This window comes from Oleiphilus sp. HI0132 (assembly GCF_001635845.1).
The window spans coordinates 1-15,729 of record NZ_LWGJ01001023.1; the positions used below are offsets into that span (position 1 = coordinate 1).

Annotated in this window: 16 protein-coding genes; 8 read left to right on the forward strand and 8 right to left on the reverse strand. The window is 45.4% G+C overall.

Going from position 1 to position 15,729, the window contains the following annotated elements; all coding sequences use genetic code 11:
- Positions 1–140 precede the first annotated feature (140 nt).
- The 3 genes from A3766_RS11695 to dksA all read right to left on the reverse strand — a co-directional run bounded on the left by A3766_RS11695 (position 141) and on the right by dksA (position 2,999).
- Positions 141–1,562, reverse strand: a complete 1,422-nt coding sequence (locus tag A3766_RS11695) for a sigma-54 dependent transcriptional regulator (protein WP_068553491.1) — start codon at positions 1,560–1,562, stop codon at positions 141–143.
- A gap of 93 nt (positions 1,563–1,655) precedes the next feature.
- Entirely contained in the window at positions 1,656–2,513 is an 858-nt protein-coding gene (gene gluQRS, locus A3766_RS11700; protein ID WP_068506845.1) for a tRNA glutamyl-Q(34) synthetase GluQRS, read from the reverse strand.
- A 48-nt stretch (positions 2,514–2,561) separates the two neighbouring features.
- Positions 2,562–2,999, reverse strand: a complete 438-nt coding sequence (gene dksA / locus A3766_RS11705) for an RNA polymerase-binding protein DksA (RefSeq protein WP_068510075.1) — start codon at positions 2,997–2,999, stop codon at positions 2,562–2,564.
- 307 nt (positions 3,000–3,306) lie between these two features.
- On the opposite strand from dksA, the gene A3766_RS11710 reads away from it, so the two are divergent.
- The 8 genes from A3766_RS11710 (at position 3,307) to hemW (ending at position 10,635) form a co-directional block, all read left to right on the forward strand.
- Entirely contained in the window at positions 3,307–3,678 is a 372-nt protein-coding gene (locus tag A3766_RS11710; RefSeq protein WP_068510011.1) for a response regulator, read from the forward strand.
- Between the two features lie 157 nt (positions 3,679–3,835).
- A complete protein-coding gene (locus A3766_RS11715; RefSeq protein WP_068510013.1) occupies positions 3,836–4,387 on the forward strand; it encodes a YggT family protein in 552 nt (183 codons plus the stop codon).
- A gap of 158 nt (positions 4,388–4,545) precedes the next feature.
- The gene (locus A3766_RS11720; protein ID WP_068510015.1) at positions 4,546–6,498 is read left to right on the forward strand and encodes a dynamin family protein; all 1,953 of its coding nucleotides are present in this window, start codon (positions 4,546–4,548) and stop codon (positions 6,496–6,498) included.
- Positions 6,499–6,556: 58 nt separating this feature from the next.
- Positions 6,557–7,732 carry a homoserine O-acetyltransferase gene (locus A3766_RS11725; protein ID WP_068510016.1) on the forward strand — a complete coding sequence of 392 codons (1,176 nt, stop codon included), beginning with the start codon at positions 6,557–6,559 and terminating at the stop codon, positions 7,730–7,732.
- Positions 7,732–8,325 carry a methionine biosynthesis protein MetW gene (gene metW / locus A3766_RS11730; protein WP_068510019.1) on the forward strand — a complete coding sequence of 198 codons (594 nt, stop codon included), beginning with the start codon at positions 7,732–7,734 and terminating at the stop codon, positions 8,323–8,325. The genes A3766_RS11725 and metW overlap by 1 nt, the downstream gene beginning before the upstream one ends.
- 32 nt (positions 8,326–8,357) lie before the next feature.
- On the forward strand, positions 8,358–8,828 hold the full coding sequence (locus tag A3766_RS11735; RefSeq protein ID WP_068510021.1) for a DUF4426 domain-containing protein: 471 nt from the start codon (positions 8,358–8,360) through the stop codon (positions 8,826–8,828).
- Between the two features lie 14 nt (positions 8,829–8,842).
- Positions 8,843–9,448 carry an RdgB/HAM1 family non-canonical purine NTP pyrophosphatase gene (gene rdgB / locus A3766_RS11740; protein ID WP_068510022.1) on the forward strand — a complete coding sequence of 202 codons (606 nt, stop codon included), beginning with the start codon at positions 8,843–8,845 and terminating at the stop codon, positions 9,446–9,448.
- 8 nt (positions 9,449–9,456) lie between these two features.
- Positions 9,457–10,635 (forward strand): radical SAM family heme chaperone HemW, encoded by a 1,179-nt coding sequence (gene hemW, locus A3766_RS11745; RefSeq protein WP_068510024.1) that lies wholly within the window; start codon positions 9,457–9,459, stop codon positions 10,633–10,635.
- On the opposite strand, the gene hemL is transcribed toward hemW, so the two are convergent.
- From hemL to A3766_RS11770, 5 genes are all read right to left on the reverse strand, one after another.
- Positions 10,632–11,915 (reverse strand): glutamate-1-semialdehyde 2,1-aminomutase, encoded by a 1,284-nt coding sequence (gene hemL / locus A3766_RS11750; protein ID WP_068510026.1) that lies wholly within the window; start codon positions 11,913–11,915, stop codon positions 10,632–10,634. The genes hemW and hemL overlap by 4 nt on opposite strands.
- Positions 11,916–11,934: 19 nt before the next feature.
- A complete protein-coding gene (gene thiE, locus A3766_RS11755) occupies positions 11,935–12,576 on the reverse strand; it encodes a thiamine phosphate synthase (protein WP_068510028.1) in 642 nt (213 codons plus the stop codon).
- A gap of 1 nt (position 12,577) precedes the next feature.
- Positions 12,578–13,006 carry a protoporphyrinogen oxidase HemJ gene (hemJ, locus tag A3766_RS11760; RefSeq protein WP_304438909.1) on the reverse strand — a complete coding sequence of 143 codons (429 nt, stop codon included), beginning with the start codon at positions 13,004–13,006 and terminating at the stop codon, positions 12,578–12,580.
- A complete protein-coding gene (locus A3766_RS11765) occupies positions 13,003–14,784 on the reverse strand; it encodes a chloride channel protein (RefSeq protein ID WP_068554385.1) in 1,782 nt (593 codons plus the stop codon). Before A3766_RS11765 ends, hemJ begins: the two co-directional genes overlap by 4 nt.
- 116 nt (positions 14,785–14,900) lie before the next feature.
- Positions 14,901–15,476, reverse strand: coding sequence for a 1-acyl-sn-glycerol-3-phosphate acyltransferase (locus tag A3766_RS11770; RefSeq protein ID WP_197470098.1), 576 nt, complete (start codon positions 15,474–15,476; stop codon positions 14,901–14,903).
- Between the last annotated feature and the right edge of the window lie 253 nt (positions 15,477–15,729).

Below are 15,729 nucleotides of genomic sequence, written 5' to 3' on the forward strand. Positions count from 1 at the left end.
GTCAAAATACTAAAATGTGACAAAAAATCAGGTAAATATGTTTCGATAGGTAACGCCTGGTAACATTTTTGGAGGAAAGTGATTTTCTTAATTACAGTAAGTGTTTCCTTATGCAACAAAATGTGAGGCAGGTCTCACTTCTAGTTGCTCTTTTTGCGAGGTATTCCTAGTCGCTGTCTACGTTCCCATAGATTCTTACGGCTGATGCCCAGGCGCTTGGCCAGTTCTGTTTCATTCATATGGTCTTGGTTTTCGAGAACAAATTGTTGGAAATAGTCTTCGATTGATAAGCTTTTGCTAGAGGAGGCTGAAGACTTTTCGGCAGATGGGAGTTGGGAAGCTGCGCTGTAAGGGGAATTAACTTGTGGTGTAATCAATCCCTTTGGAATATTGATATCATCAACTTCCGACTCAATATCTAATAATTCAGCGGTAATCATCTTGTTATCGCAAAGAATGGTTCCACGCTCAATAGCATTTTCAAGTTCACGGACATTTCCAGGCCAGTGATATTCCTGAACGGCTTTCATTGCATCCGGACTGAACTTGATATTTGCTTGGCCAAGCTTGTCACTTGCTTTGGCAAGCAAAGTATTTGCAAGACCAAGAATATCATCGCCTCGCTCTCTTAATGGGGGGAGCTTGAGCTGGACAACATTTAGACGATAGAACAAATCTTCTCGAAATTGGCCAGTACGAGAAAGTGCCTTGAGGTTTCGGTGAGTTGCGGCAATAAGCCGAACATTAACTTGTCGAGACTGGGTTGAGCCAACACGCCTGATTTCCCCTTCTTGCAGAACGCGTAATAAGCGAGCTTGGGCTTCAAGTGGTAGTTCACCTATTTCGTCCAGAAATAAGGTGCCGCCATCAGCGGCTTCGATTAGACCGTTTCGAGCGCTTACTGCCCCGGTAAATGCGCCTTTTTCGTGACCGAATAGTTCGGACTCAATTAGCGATTCAGGGATTGCGGCACAGTTGATACAAATATATTCGTGATTACGACGATTGCTTAATTTATGGATAGCTCGCGCGGCCAGCTCTTTACCACTGCCTGTTTCGCCTTGAATTAATACGGTTGCTTCAGTAGGTGCCACTTTTTTCATTAAGTGGAACACTTTCTTCATGGCTTGGCATTGGCCGAAAATTAGTTGACCGATCTGCTTATCTGCATCGTCATCTTCATTGCTGGTCGCGCTCGCTAGAATGGGAGAGGGAGTTTGCTTCAGTATGCTGTTGACGATGTCAATCAGGTCTTTATGGTCAAAGGGTTTGGCGAGGTAATCAGCCGCACCAAGTTTCATAGCGTCGACAGCGGAGCGTAAACTGGCTTGCCCCGTAGTGACCAAAACAGGTACGCCCTGAGCTAATTTTATAATATCTGTCCCGGGCTGGTTGGGCAGGTGGATATCCGAAATGATTAAATCAAAAGAGGGTAGCGCATAAGTTTCAGCGGCCTCGTTGACTGATGATGCGACATCAACCTGGTGTAAAGCATCTTCTAGAAAATTTTGTAAACCCGCGCGGTGATCAATGTCATCTTCAATGATTAATATTCGGCGCATGTAGCCCTGCTTAAATTAGGTTTAGTTGCTTTATTGTGTGGACGAAGAATCATAACTTATTTTGACTTCATACCAAAGCTGGCACGCGAAAACTCAATATGGAGATGGAAGCTCTTTAACTCGTGAGAGAACTTTAGGGTTCCAGTGTTCAATGGCAGTTTCTAGCATTTGAGGGATAGATAAGCATTTTGATGATATCTCAATCCCCAACAGCCTAAAGATACAGCTCAAATTCTCTTTGGCTTGGAGAGAAGAGACGGCCTTCGCGTGGTTTTGTTTACTCAGCTTCTGACCTTTAGCAGATAGTACCGGGAAATGAGAGAATTCGGGAGGCTTATAGTCAAGCGCTTGATAGAGTGCCAATTGCATGGGAGTAGAGAAGAGTAGGTCGTAGCCTCTTACGACATGTGTAATATTCTGTCGGTGATCATCATTAACCACAGCTAGTTGATAAGCATAAAAGCTTTCTTTACGCTTAAGAACAAAATCATCATCTAGTTTATACGAGTGTTCACCTTGCATGCCGTCATGCCAATAATATAGTTCTTCGGTATTCCTAAACTTCTGAGCACAGTTTTGCTTATCGACAGACTGGCGTAGGCAAGCTTCATTGTGTCGACCACCGTTTGTAGCCAAGTATTTTCGACTACAGGGGCAATAGAAAATTGCTTTTCTTAAGTCCAGTTTTGTTAACAAGCTTTCGTATTCAGCACTATGTGCTGATTGAAAAACTATTGGTTCATCCGAGAATAAATGGTGGGCTTCAAGTGTCTCGATAATTTGCTGGCTAGCGCCGGGTGCTTCACGTAAGGGGTCAATATCTTCAATTCTTACAAGCCAGGTACCCGAATTTCTCCTTGCCTCTAAATAGGAAACCAAGGCAGCGAAGAGTGAACCAAAGTGTAAAGGGCCGGTAGGGGACGGAGCAAAGCGACCGCGATATGAGCTCATAGATCTAAGGATATTGGGTAGGAGTAGCTCCCACCCAATCTATCAGGATTAAATTCCTGTTTGGCGCTCTTTAATTTCAGCGAGCGTTTTACAGTCGATGCATAGGGTTGCAGTAGGTCGTGCTTCAAGCCGACGAATACCGATCTCTACACCGCAAGAATCGCAAAAGCCATAGTCATCATCTTCGATGCGGTCTAAGGTTTTATCGATCTTCTTGATTAGCTTGCGCTCACGATCACGTGTTCGAAGCTCAAGACTGAACTCCTCTTCTTGTGTCGCTCGGTCACTTGGATCTGCATAGTTAGAAGCGTCTTCTTTCATATAATGCACAGTACGATCTACTTCTTCCATTAGCTCAAGCTTCCAAGCTAAAAGGATTTGGCGAAAGTGCTCGCCCTGTTCATCGTTCATGTACTCCTCACCGTCTTTTTCGACGTAAGGGGTGAAATTCGTCATTTCTTGGGATTTTTGTTGGTTTTCCGGCATAACATTCTTCTCATTGTTACTTACTGATTGCTTCTCGTTGGCAAGCCGGGACAACGAGATTCCATTTAGCATATTAAAAAGCTAAGCCCACAAAAATTAGCAGAAACAATCAAATTAAGCCAATTTTTCTTATACGAATGTAGAATTGGCAACATATTCTTTGTATAAAAAGATCATGATCGGCAGCTGAAGCAGGAAATAAAAGACAAGTGAGTGATTCGAGCTATACTGAAGTTCTAAGCGAAGGTTTTGATCTCTAAGACGAGACAAAGCTGAAAAGCAAATTCAAATTTTGCAGGATGAACGAATGTCCCAAAAAAGTATTATGCTCGTTGATGATAGTCGCATATCGCGCCTGATGCTGAAAGCTATTATCAGTGCGCACTATCCAGATTGGAGTGTGACTGAAGCTGAAGATGCCCGAAAGGCACTGAAGCTATGTCAGAGTGGTCAGTTTGATTTTATTACTTTAGATATGAATATGCCGGGAGTTGATGGCCTGACGATATCGCCGGAACTTCAAGAAGCGTGCCCAAGCGCGAAAATCGCTTTATTAACAGCGAATTTTCAGGAGCGAGTCCAGGAGCAAGCTGCAGAGCAGGGCCTTAGCTTCATTCCAAAGCCGATTACTGAGGATAAAATAATCGATTATCTTAAGAAATGTTTGGGCGGTGCCTAGTTCGGACTAGCAATTTGCTAAAAAGGACTTATTATCCGGTAGCTTAGCGGCTGGCCTTAGAGGCGACTTATAGCTTAAACTTACCGGGCCTGGTTTTTATAGCCTTAGAGCTTGTCTGCCCTGTCGGGTTTCGATTTATTATTCTTGGACGGATAGAATGTTTGCAGAAATTTTTAATTTGGTGATCGATACCGTGTCATCACTGTACGTGATGATTGTTTTGATGCGATTTATCTTGCAACTCTCCCGAGCAGATTTCTATAACCCCATTTCCCAGTTTGTTGTTAAAGCGACGAACCCTTTGCTTATCACTTTAAGACGATTAATACCAGGTATAGCGGGCATCGATCTGGCTTCATTGGTGCTAGCAATATTAGTACAGACAGTTGCTGTTGGTATCAAGGTTGCGGTGTTGGGGTATGCGATATCGAATCCGATTAATATTGTTTTGTTATCGGCCATATTGGTTGCGAGCTTTTTAATAAAAATCTATTTTTGGTCTCTAATTATCATGATCGTTGCAAGTTGGATTGCACCCGGCAGCGGGCACCCAGCCTTACTCTTGATTAATCAGATTACCGAGCCCTTGATGAAGCCCTTTCGTAAGATCTTGCCAGCTATGGGCGGCTTGGATTTATCACCAATATTTGCATTTCTTACGCTTCAGGTGCTCGAAACGGTCGTGAGCCATTTAATGCGAATGATCTGACGCTTAGATAGTCTTAAGGGCTAAGCTTTGTGTAGGGAATGCCAATACCCGCACAGATAAATTACCTATAAGGGTCTATGATCGTGAAGGAATAGGCGGAAGCTTTTAATGGCTCGCCTGGAATGATTGCTTTTAAGCACGTTAAGTGGTGACTTTGCATGTCTATAAACGACTTATCACAACAGGTTGATGCCTTCCATGATTGGAAGCGGCAGCTGAGTAGCTCCGTTGAGCGCTACAAACAGTGGTTGGTCGATGCTGGCTTGTATAGTAACGAACTCGATGCTCGCTTACAGCGTGGTTTAGGGCTTTTACACGATGAGTTACTAACGGTAGCCCTGGTTGGGGAATATTCCCGAGGTAAAACAGAACTGATCAACGCCTTGGTATTCTCAAGCTTTGGCCAGAGAATGTTACCGTCCCAGGCGGGTCGTACGACCATGTGCCCGACTGAAATTTTCTACGATCAACACCAGAAAAAAAACTACCTCAAGCTATTACCGATCGACTCCCGATCACAAAACCAGACCATTAGCGAATTAAAAAAGAGCGACCATGAGTGGCGTTATTTTCCCATTGATCCTCGTAATCAAGAGTCGATGGCTGAAACACTCAGGCAAATCGCTGAAACACGAGTGGTTTCTTTTGCCCAGGCGCGTGAACTAGGCTTTGATGAAGGCTCGCTGGAACGCGCCAAGAATTCAGATAAGGTCTTAATACCGGCGTGGCGCCATGCTTTATTGAGCCTTGATAGCCCGATCTTACGCAAAGGTTTATGTATCCTGGATACGCCAGGTTTAAACGCCTTAGGCTCAGAGCCCGAACTCACCATTAGCATGATTCCTAATGCCCAGGCTGTTATCTTTATGCTGAGTGCTGACACGGGCGTTACAGCCAGTGACATGGCAATCTGGAAGCAGTATATCGATGTGCATGAGTCTGAACACCGTGCAGGTCGTTTTGCTGTGCTGAATAAAATAGATGTGCTCTGGGATGACCTGCAGGGTGAACCGCATATTAGTGCTTCGATTGAGCAAATTCGGCACCTAACAGCCAAGCAGCTGAATATGGATGCAGAAGATGTTTTGCCTTTATCTGCAAAACAGGGTTTGATTGCTAAAATCAGAAAAGACCATTCATTATTGCAAAAAAGTGCTTTTCCTAAATTGGAGAAGCTAATTTCCAAGCGAATTATTGCCGAGCGTGAGTCAACGATTTACAAAGATCTTCTGCGAGATTTGCAAAAGATGCTGCATGGCTCGCAATCAGTTTTGAATGACCGTTTGGCTAACTTATACGAGCGTCACGAAGGGCTAGAAAGAGAAGTACTAAGCCCCGAAATGTTGCAGAATCTAGCCAAAGAAACGCACACCGAGCACGATATCTATCACCGCAAACTGATCACTTTACGCTCTAGTCGACGTTTGATGGAGTCGCAAGGAGAAGTATTGCAGCAATTGGTTAGTGAAGAGCGCTTGAAAGAAGTGCTCAAACATACCAAGCGTGATATGCAAGATTGTTGGAGCACCGTTGGCTTGGTTCACTCGATGAATAAATTTTTCGATAAGATGGATAAAGAACTCGATAATGTCGAGAGTGAAGCAAAAATTGCCGACAAAATGGTTCATGCAATTTATAAGCGCTTCAAGTCGGACGTTCATGCCAAGTACCTTAAACCAAGAAAGTTTACAATTGGTGAGCAGCGCAAAGCGCTAGAGGCTTTGAAAGCAAAGTTGGTGAAGTTCTGTCGACGACCTAAAATGTTTATGACGGAACAATCGGTGCTGATAAATCACTTTTTTAATACCTTTGCTGCAGAGATGCGTCTGATCCAGCTGCAAATTATTAAACAAGCCAAGCAGTGGCCAGAAGAGGCTTTATTACCGCTTATTCAATATACTCATGAGCAAAAAACCATGCTCGAAGAGCGTGTGAGCCACTTAAGGAATTTAGCGAGTTCGAGTAAGGACAAAAAGGTTCAGCAGGCTAAATTGAAAGAACTGATCGATAGAACGCATCAGCAAATTAGCGAAGTTGAGCAAATACATCAGAGCCTGAGTACACCGCCGCCAAGCAATGTGATTAGTATTCAGGATATTGCCATTCGCTAGAGGGCCGTTTACACTCCGCTTTTCTTGATACGCATCATAAAGAGCCCTAATCCAACGCATGCCTGAAACTGCCAGTTCCTCACCAAACACTTCTAACGCGCAAGCGATGCACTCTGTAGGTATCGTTGAGCCGAAAGTTGCACATTTTGACCAAGCGCTAAATCTGATCAGTGGCAAGACGCTGCAACAATATGAGCTTGTCTATGAAACTTACGGCGAGCTGAACGAAAACAGAACTAACGCAATATTGATCTGCCATGCCTTGAGCGGCGATCATCATGCCGCGGGTTTTCATTCGGAATCTGATAAGAAGCCTGGCTGGTGGGACTCGTGTATAGGCCCAGATAAGCCAATAGATACCAATCGCTTTTTTGTGGTGAGCCTGAATAACCTGGGTGGCTGCAGTGGTAGTACCGGGCCAAACACTATCAACCCTGAAACCGGTGAGCTCTATGGCCCAGACTTTCCTATTATTACTGTTGACGATTGGGTCGAAAGTCAAGCTCGCTTGGCTGACCGTTTAGACATTGACGTTTGGGCTGCGGTGGTCGGTGGGAGTCTAGGCGGTATGCAGGCTTTGGCGTGGTCGCTCAATTATCCCGAGCGTTTGAAACATGCGGTGGTTATTGCCTCAACACCTAAGCTGACTGCTCAAAATATTGCTTTTAATGAAATCTCTCGTAAAGCGATTACCTCTGACCCCGATTTTCATCAAGGTCACTATTACAGCCAAGATACCATACCGTCGAAAGGCTTGATGCTCGCTCGTATGATTGGTCATGTGACCTATCTGTCTGACGCCTCAATGGGTGAAAAGTTTGGTAGGGATCTAAAGGAAGAAGCCTTCAACTTTGGCTATGATGTTGAGTTTGAAGTCGAGAGCTACCTAAACTATCAAGGTGAGCGCTTCTCAAAAACCTTTGATGCCAATACTTATTTATTAATGACACGGGCTTTGGATTACTTTGACCCGGCTGAAAAAACAGAAGGTTCTCTTGAGAAAGCACTAGGCAAAGCCCAGTGTGGCTATTTTGTTGTTTCCTTTAGTACAGACTGGCGCTTTTCTCCCGAGCGTTCAGAGCGTTTGGTTGAAGCTATGACTAAAGCAGGTAAACGTGTCTGTTATGCAGAGGTAGACTCAGAATATGGACATGATGCGTTTTTAATTCCAACGGAGCGCTATATGGCTATCTTCTCAGCTTATATGAAGCGTATTGCTGAGGAGATAAAATAATGCGTGCCGACCTGAGACTGATAGAACCCTGGGTGAAAGAAAGCAGCCGTGTGCTCGATTTAGGTTGTGGTGATGGCACTTTACTGGCGCACTTACAGCAGGAAAAGAAGGTCCTTGGATATGGGCTAGAGATTGCGTCAGAGCAGATAACCCGATGCATTGAGAAGGGAGTTAATGTTATAGAGCATGATCTGGACAAAAGAGGCCTGTCTCAATTTGCCGATCAGCAGTTTGATACGGTGATTATGACGCAAGCTCTACAGGCAGTCCGGCGTCCGGATGTGATGCTTGATGAAATGATGCGTCTCGGAAATCAGGGAATTGTTACCTTTCCAAATTTTGGCTATTGGCGTTGCCGCCATTACCTTTTGTGGAATGGCAAAATGCCGATGTCGAAAACTTTGCCGCATACCTGGTATAACACACCGAACATCCACCTCTGCACCTTTAAGGACTTTGAAGCGCTTTGTGTTCAAAAAGGTATCAAGATCCTGAACCGCGAAGTGGTGGATGCAGAGTTTGAACAGAGTAGTTTTGCGCGCATGTGGCCAAATCTATTTGCCGAATTTGCGGTATACCGCATTAGTAAATAATTCACTTTTTCTGATCCAATAGGCTCAAGCGTATGAATTCAGCGATGATACGAACCTTAACAAGTTTAATTTTTTTGCTCACGACTTTTCTTTCTGTTGCAGCGAATGCAGAGAAGAAAGAGGTATTTCCAGGGCCTGATGGCAGCGATTATGAAGTACACTATATTGCCTTTGCCTCGACCTTCCTCGATGAAGAGGTTGCAAGGCAGTATCAACTAGTTAGAAGTCGTTCTTTAGGCTTGGTTAATATCAGTATTATTAAGGTCGATAAGGAGGGAAAGCGAAAAGCAGTGGGTGGTTCCGTGCAGGCAGAGATGATCAATGAGATTCGCCAGTCGCAGTTTTTATCTTTCCAGCAAGTTATAGAAGGCGATGCTATTTACTACCTGGCTCAGCTTCAATATCGCGAGGGTGATTTGTTGACCTTTGACGTAACGGTTTACCCGCAAGGTGGAACACAGCCACTAAAACTGAGGTTTACGCAAAACTTCTATAACGATTAGCAGGTCAGGCAGAGATGAAAATTGTATTAGCTACGGGTAACCAGGGAAAACTTCGAGAGTTTAAATTACTGCTGGCTGATCATGATATTGAGGTCAGCCCGCAATCAGATTATAACTTTGAGCCGCCTGAAGAAACGGGGCTCAGCTTTGTTGAGAATGCCATTATTAAAGCGCGTTGCGCAGCCAAAATGACAGGCCTACCCGCTTTGGCGGATGATTCGGGTATCGCGATTGACGCCTTACAGGGACAGCCCGGTATTTATTCAGCTCGTTTTGCAGGTGAGGGAGCTAGTGACCAGGATAACATCGACCTGGTTTTGAAAAAGTTAGGGGGGGTTCCCGAGGCAGAAAGAACAGCGCAATTCCATTGTGTTCTGGTTTATATGTCGCATGCTGAAGATCCAACACCTTTAATTTGCCATGGCCGTTGGCCTGGTAGAATTACTGAAACTCAGAGTGGCAGTGAAGGTTTTGGCTATGACCCGGTATTTTGGGTATCTGATCAACAATGTACCGCAGCAGAATTGACGAAAGAAGAGAAAAACAAAATTAGCCACCGTGGCCAGGCAACCCAGGCTTTGCTCGACAAAATTGAGCTAATCAAAGCGTCAATGGCTTAGGCTGAGCCTTGAATACACTGCCTCCACTAAGTCTCTATGTACACATTCCCTGGTGTGTACGCAAATGCCCTTACTGCGACTTCAACTCCCATGTCAGTGCTGAAATTCCAGAACAGGCCTATCTAAATAAGCTTCTTGAAGATTTGGACTTTGATAGGGAATTTGCACAGGGCCGTAAAATTGAATCGATCTTTTTTGGTGGCGGTACACCGAGTTTAATGTCAGGTGAGTTTTATCAGCGCTTACTACCTGCCATAGATAAGCGATTGCCTTTTGCCGAGCATATCGAAATCACACTCGAGGCTAATCCAGGTACGACTGAAGCGAAGCGATTTCAAGCTTATGCTCAAGCAGGTATTAACCGCCTATCTTTAGGTGTTCAGAGTTTTAAAGACCGCTATTTGGAAAAGCTTGGGCGCATTCACTCTGCTAGTGAAGCAATGAAGGCCATTGAACAAGCACACGAGGGAGGTATTACTAACTGTAATATTGATTTGATGCATGGTTTGCCCGGGCAAACATTGGATGATGCCATGGATGATATCCAAAGTGCATTATCGCTTGGGCCGAATCACTTATCCTGGTATCAATTGACGATCGAACAAAATACCGAGTTCTATCGCTACCCGCCTGCTCTACCTGAAGATGAACTGATGTGGGATATTCAAAATAATGGCCTGCAATTGTTAGGCGAGAAGGGTTTTCAGCAGTACGAAGTCTCGGCATTCTCGAAACCAGATTTTCAAGCTAAGCACAATCTTAATTACTGGCAGTTTGGTGACTATCTTGGCATTGGTGCCGGTGCACACTCTAAAATCACTTTGCTAGATGATGCTCAGCAGCTTAGGGGAATGTATCGCTACCGTAAGACTCGAACCCCAAACGATTACTTAAAAGCAATTGCTAGTAGGCGCTCTGATGTCAGTTCAGGGCCTAGTATTAGAGTGGGCGAACAAGCTATTCCACAAGAAGATTTAGCTTTCGAGTTTATGATGAATGTTCTACGTCTGACGAAAGGTGTGCCAGCTTCACTACTATCTCAGCGTACGGGCCTGGAACTCAGCGTCTTAGAGCCTATGTTAACGGAACTCAAGACAAGGGGCTTGATGAAGGAAGAAGGCCTATGTACGACGGACAAAGGCCTGTTATTTCTGAATACTATTTTAGAAGGTTTTACAGAAAACTAAGCAAGAGACTTGAGCACTTTTCGTGCTGCTTCAACTGTTGCTTCAATTTCCTTATCGCTGTGCGCGCTTGAAACAAAGCCAGCTTCAAACGCAGACGGCGCAAGATAAACACCTTCTTCTAACATCGCATGATAGAAAGCCTTGAAACGAGGCAAGTCACATTCCATGACTTGATCAAAGCGAGAAACTTGCTCTGCTTCGGTAAAGAAGAAACCAAACATTGCACCCACCTGGTTAAAGGTCATTGGCACACCGGCTTCTTTAGCAGCTGCTTTTAAGCCGTCTACCAGTTTCGTGGTTTGCAGACTTAGCGCTTCATAGAAACCTGGCTCGGATATCGCATTCAGCATAGCTAGACCGGCTGCCATGGCGAGCGGATTACCCGATAAAGTACCGGCTTGGTAGACTGGGCCTGTAGGCGCTATCGCTTGCATAATATCTGTACGGCCACCGAAAGCGCCGACCGGTAAACCACCGCCAATTACTTTTCCTAAAGTAGTTAGGTCAGGCTTCACATTGTATACAGACTGGGCTCCGCCTAAAGCGGTTCTGAAGCCAGTCATGACTTCATCAAAGATCAAGACACTTTCATGTTTGTCACAGACTTCTCGTAAGCTTTCTAAAAAGCCAGGTACTGGAGGAATGCAGTTCATATTCCCGGCAACGGGTTCGACAATAATCGCAGCAACCTGGTCACCCATTTCATCAAACAGTGCTTTAACTTGGTCTGCATCATTATAGGTAAGGGTGATTGTATGCTCGGCGACACTCGCAGGTACTCCAGGTGAATTAGGCACGCCAAGCGTTAGCGCGCCAGAGCCTGCTTTAACGAGTAGCGAGTCAGCATGCCCGTGATAACAGCCTTCGAACTTAACGATTTTATCGCGTCCGGTAAAACCACGCGCCAAGCGAATAGCGCTCATGGTTGCTTCGGTTCCCGAACTCACCATACGAACCATTTCAATAGAAGGGACAAGTTCGCAAACCTTTTTCGCCATGATGGTTTCGATTTCAGTTGGCGCACCGTAGCCCAAGCCGTGGTCTAGTTGCGCTTTCACGGCAGAGATTACATCCGGGTTGGCATGGCCCAAGATCATTGGTCCCCATGACGCGACATAGTCGATATAGCGCTTGTCGTCGGCATCTACTAAATAGGCGCCTTCACCGCGTTCAAAGAAAATGGGAGTACCTTCAACACCTTTAAATGCGCGCACCGGGGAGTTTACGCCGCCTGGGATCACACTTTGGGCATCGTTGAAAAGATCTTCGGATCGAGACATATTGGAACCTGTTTCTAAATTAATAAGTTTGAATTTGTTTAAATGCGGCGCTTAGCGCCAGCGCAGCTTGGTAGATATCTGCCTGGCCAAAGAGACTATTAATGACCGCAATATTATGAGGAGGAGTATCTCTGAAGCGAGCAATATTGTCTATGCTAATACCCCCAATGGCTAGTACGGGAATACTCAATTGCAGTGCTTGCTTGAATGTTTCCAGGCTACATGGAGGCGCTTCTGGCTTAGTTTGTGATTCAAAAAAACGACCAAAAGCACAGTATGATGCGCCTTGGTTAATACAGTCCTGAGCATATTGCAGGTCACTATGGCAGGTAACGCCAATGATCTTTTTGTCGCCGAGTGCTTGCCGTGCTTCGCTTAAGTGGCCGTCAGATTTTCCAAGATGCAGCCCATCTGCATCGCTGTCGAGGGCCAGGGCCAGGCTGTCATTAATGATTAGTGCTGCCTGGTACTTATGGCACAAGGCTTTGAGTCGGAGTGCCTTGGCAAGCGCCTGATCTGGCTTTGATTGCTTATCCCGATATTGGATAACACGGCAGCCACCTTTAAGCGCACTTTCTACCCCGGTAAACAGAGACTCGCCAGGAAGCAAAGAAGGATCAGTAATGCCGTATATGCCTTGCGGGAGTGTCGAGACCGGCATGTTAAAAGGGCTTCACAACAACAAGAATAACGATGCTAATAAGCAGTAATACCGGGAACTCATTAAACCAACGATAAAATACGTGGCTTCGGGTATTATTGTCGCTAGCAAACTGCTTGAGAATCTTGCCGCAATAGAAGTGATAGCCAACAAGAATCGCGACCAGTGTTAATTTGGCGTGTAACCAGCCACCGTGGAAGTAACCTTCTACATTATAGGAAATTAGCCAAAGCCCCAGCACAATCGTTGCAATCATCGAAGGGGTTCCAATGCCGCGGTATAGCTTTCGTTCCATAACTTTGAAACGCTCTAAGCTGGTTTGGTCTGTTGACTGAGCGTGGTAGACAAATAAGCGGGGCAAGTAAAATAAGGCGGCAAACCAGCATACAACAGCAACAATGTGAAAGCTTTTTACCCAAAGCATGTTTATTTCCTTTTGTATTGATAATAATTTTCGACTTCAGCGCGAGTGACGATACCCAGGACACGCGAAACGGTAGGAGCACTGGTTCTCTCGACATATAAGGCTTCAGTTTTAGTTTCTGTAAAGCGGTCAAGGGTTTCCTGAAGCGTGGCTTGAAAGTAGAGAGAGGCAATATCTTTTCGCTGTGCCGGGATTTCAAACAGGTCGATCAGGATGCGCTCCTTAATCGGGTGCTCCTCACCCTCGACCAGCTCCTGTTCGTTTTCCTCCAGGTAGTGCGCAAGATCGACCGTGGGAAGAAGCGAAACTGGTTTACCATCGCTGTTATTGATTAGTATCCATTTAGGCTCCTGGCGCAAAATTTCCTTGGCTTCCTCGTAAACTATATGCCGTTTCGTCGGACTAAATTGTCGGGTCATAATGGCGCCAACACTGACGCGGCGAAGTGCCTGAATAACCGGGCTATTGTGATAATCGAGACCTTGTTCCTTCAATATACTCAGGAAAATAGACTGCTGCTTGAACACTTCACTTGCAACCATACTGGATACAACAATGATCAACATTCCCGGCATGATTATATTGGGGTTTTGCGTAAGTTCTAATAAGGCTAATAGTGCGGCCAAGGGAGCTTGTAGCGCGGAACCCATCATCGCACCCATACCCAACATAGCGTAGAAGCCAGCTGAGGAGGCGGTTTCAGGCATAATCCATTCAGCGATTAGGCCAAATACGCCGCCAACGGTTGCACCAATAAAGAGAATTGGGCCCACAAGTCCACTTGGCATCCCCAAGCCAATGCTAATGCCCGTTACCACAATTTTTACCACGGCGATGCAGCACAGTAGAAGCAAACCAAACTCGCCCAAAAGCGTTTGGTTTACAGTGTCATAGCCTACCCCCATTATCTCGGGCACAAATGCTGCCGCAACGGCGGTTAAGGCACCGGCAGCGGAGATCCGATAGAAAATATTGCTAGTGCTATTACGCAAGGTGAGCTTGATCAAGCCAACAAAGCAGGCTGAAACAATACCAATACCTATGCCACAGATAATGATATAGGGAATTTCCATCAGAGAGTTCATATACAGCTGGGGCACGAGGAAGGCAGGGTCTGCGCCATAGAAAACCTGAGAAATAATCGCTGCTGCAACCGAAGCCAGGATGACTGGCGTAAAACCGGCAATGCTATATTCCATCATCACGACTTCCATAGCGAAAATGACTCCGGCAATGGGGGTGTTGAAGGAAGCAGAAATGGCGGCAGCTGTGCCGCAACTAATTAAGGTCCGAATACTGTTGTTGGGTAGGTTTAGATAGCGACCTAGTAAGCTAGAAGCTGCTGCACCCAAATGTACGGCAGGTCCTTCTCGTCCGGCAGACTGGCCGCTCAAAATGGTTAACACGCCACCGACAAATTGGGTCATCATACTTTTAAACGAGATATAACCCTGATGATAATTGAGACGCTCCATCACTAGTGCGACGCCGACCTTACGCTGGCTAATCTTCAAACGATACCAGATGGTGCCGATTAACAGGGCGCCGCTAAGCGGCATCACCACCCGCATAAAGGTACTTAAGCCTTCAAAATTTTCCGGATCACCTTCAGGAAGAAAATAAGCAAGAGGGACTTCGATCATGAAGCGGAAAAGCAGGATGACACCAGCAGTTAAGGACCCGGCAATCAGGCCAAGAATTGCTAGCTGTGGCAAAGCATCGACACCAGAGAGCTGCTGTCTGAAAACGCGCTTATAGTTTTCGAAGTGTGTTTTTAGCGGCATAGTCCGGCTTTATGGTCTTAAAATCTAATATTCAGTACAGTGCTAGTTTATAGCAAAGTAGATAATATTCTAAGAGCTAGAGCCTGAATGTGTTGCCATAAATGCTGGCAAGTGATTTATTTTCTATCCGAACGATTTTTCACTTTCTGGTTTAGCTCATCAATAGTCGCTTTCATCTGGCTGTGTGCGTCTTCAAGTAAAGTGCCCAAATCTTTGTCTTCAGCCATATGCGTGTCGATAGGAGGTAGAATTCGGACAATGACTTCACCTGCATGCCATTTATTGAGATTGATATGTTTGGGGTAGGCACTGGCGCAAATAGGAACAATGGGAGCAGAGGCTTGTTGAGCCATATGGAAGGCGCCTTTTTTAAAGGGTAGCAGATCATTACCGCCGTTACGTGTGCCTTCGGCAAAGACCCAAATCGAAGTATTATTGTGTTTAAGCGCTTCGGTTGTTTCAGCCATGGTATTGATAGATTCACGACTTTTGGAACGGTCGATCATGATATTGCCGGCGAGCCAATAAACCTGGCCAAATAAAGGCAGATACTTAAGGCTCTTTTTACCGACGCTTACACAGCGCTTAGGAATGACACCGCCGTGAACAAAGAGGTCGAGGTTGCTTTGGTGATTGGCGATAACAACGCTGGGGGGCATATTATCCAATAGTTCTTTATTCTCTATCGTCATTTTTACGCCCAATAACTTCAAAGCTCCCCAGCTGAATAGTCGCCCGCATATTCTTGTGTTATCAGGGTTGAAGGGCCTAAAAAGACAGATGCAACTGCCGAGCAAAGCAACGCTAAAGAAGTAAGTGAGAACGAGTATTGTACGAATAGTAAGTAGCATGCTTGAGTCAGTTATGTCCGTAGGCGGCGATTATTATCGAGAGGATGAGTGCGTAAAACGATTATAGAGCGTTTTGTGTCACAGCTATATTGTT

What these genes read in the sequence shown, in the direction of transcription:
- A3766_RS11695 (WP_068553491.1), bottom strand. Translation starts at nt 1,562, where the DNA reads ATGCGCCGAATATTAATCATTGAAGATGACATTGATCACCGCGCGGGT.
- gluQRS (WP_068506845.1), bottom strand. Translation starts at nt 2,513, where the DNA reads ATGAGCTCATATCGCGGTCGCTTTGCTCCGTCCCCTACCGGCCCTTTA.
- dksA (WP_068510075.1), bottom strand. Translation starts at nt 2,999, where the DNA reads ATGCCGGAAAACCAACAAAAATCCCAAGAAATGACGAATTTCACCCCT.
- A3766_RS11710 (WP_068510011.1), top strand. Translation starts at nt 3,307, where the DNA reads ATGTCCCAAAAAAGTATTATGCTCGTTGATGATAGTCGCATATCGCGC.
- A3766_RS11715 (WP_068510013.1), top strand. Translation starts at nt 3,836, where the DNA reads ATGTTTGCAGAAATTTTTAATTTGGTGATCGATACCGTGTCATCACTG.
- A3766_RS11720 (WP_068510015.1), top strand. Translation starts at nt 4,546, where the DNA reads ATGTCTATAAACGACTTATCACAACAGGTTGATGCCTTCCATGATTGG.
- A3766_RS11725 (WP_068510016.1), top strand. Translation starts at nt 6,557, where the DNA reads ATGCCTGAAACTGCCAGTTCCTCACCAAACACTTCTAACGCGCAAGCG.
- metW (WP_068510019.1), top strand. Translation starts at nt 7,732, where the DNA reads ATGCGTGCCGACCTGAGACTGATAGAACCCTGGGTGAAAGAAAGCAGC.
- A3766_RS11735 (WP_068510021.1), top strand. Translation starts at nt 8,358, where the DNA reads ATGAATTCAGCGATGATACGAACCTTAACAAGTTTAATTTTTTTGCTC.
- rdgB (WP_068510022.1), top strand. Translation starts at nt 8,843, where the DNA reads ATGAAAATTGTATTAGCTACGGGTAACCAGGGAAAACTTCGAGAGTTT.
- hemL (WP_068510026.1), bottom strand. Translation starts at nt 11,915, where the DNA reads ATGTCTCGATCCGAAGATCTTTTCAACGATGCCCAAAGTGTGATCCCA.
- thiE (WP_068510028.1), bottom strand. Translation starts at nt 12,576, where the DNA reads ATGCCGGTCTCGACACTCCCGCAAGGCATATACGGCATTACTGATCCT.
- A3766_RS11765 (WP_068554385.1), bottom strand. Translation starts at nt 14,784, where the DNA reads ATGCCGCTAAAAACACACTTCGAAAACTATAAGCGCGTTTTCAGACAG.
- A3766_RS11770 (WP_197470098.1), bottom strand. Translation starts at nt 15,476, where the DNA reads ATGACGATAGAGAATAAAGAACTATTGGATAATATGCCCCCCAGCGTT.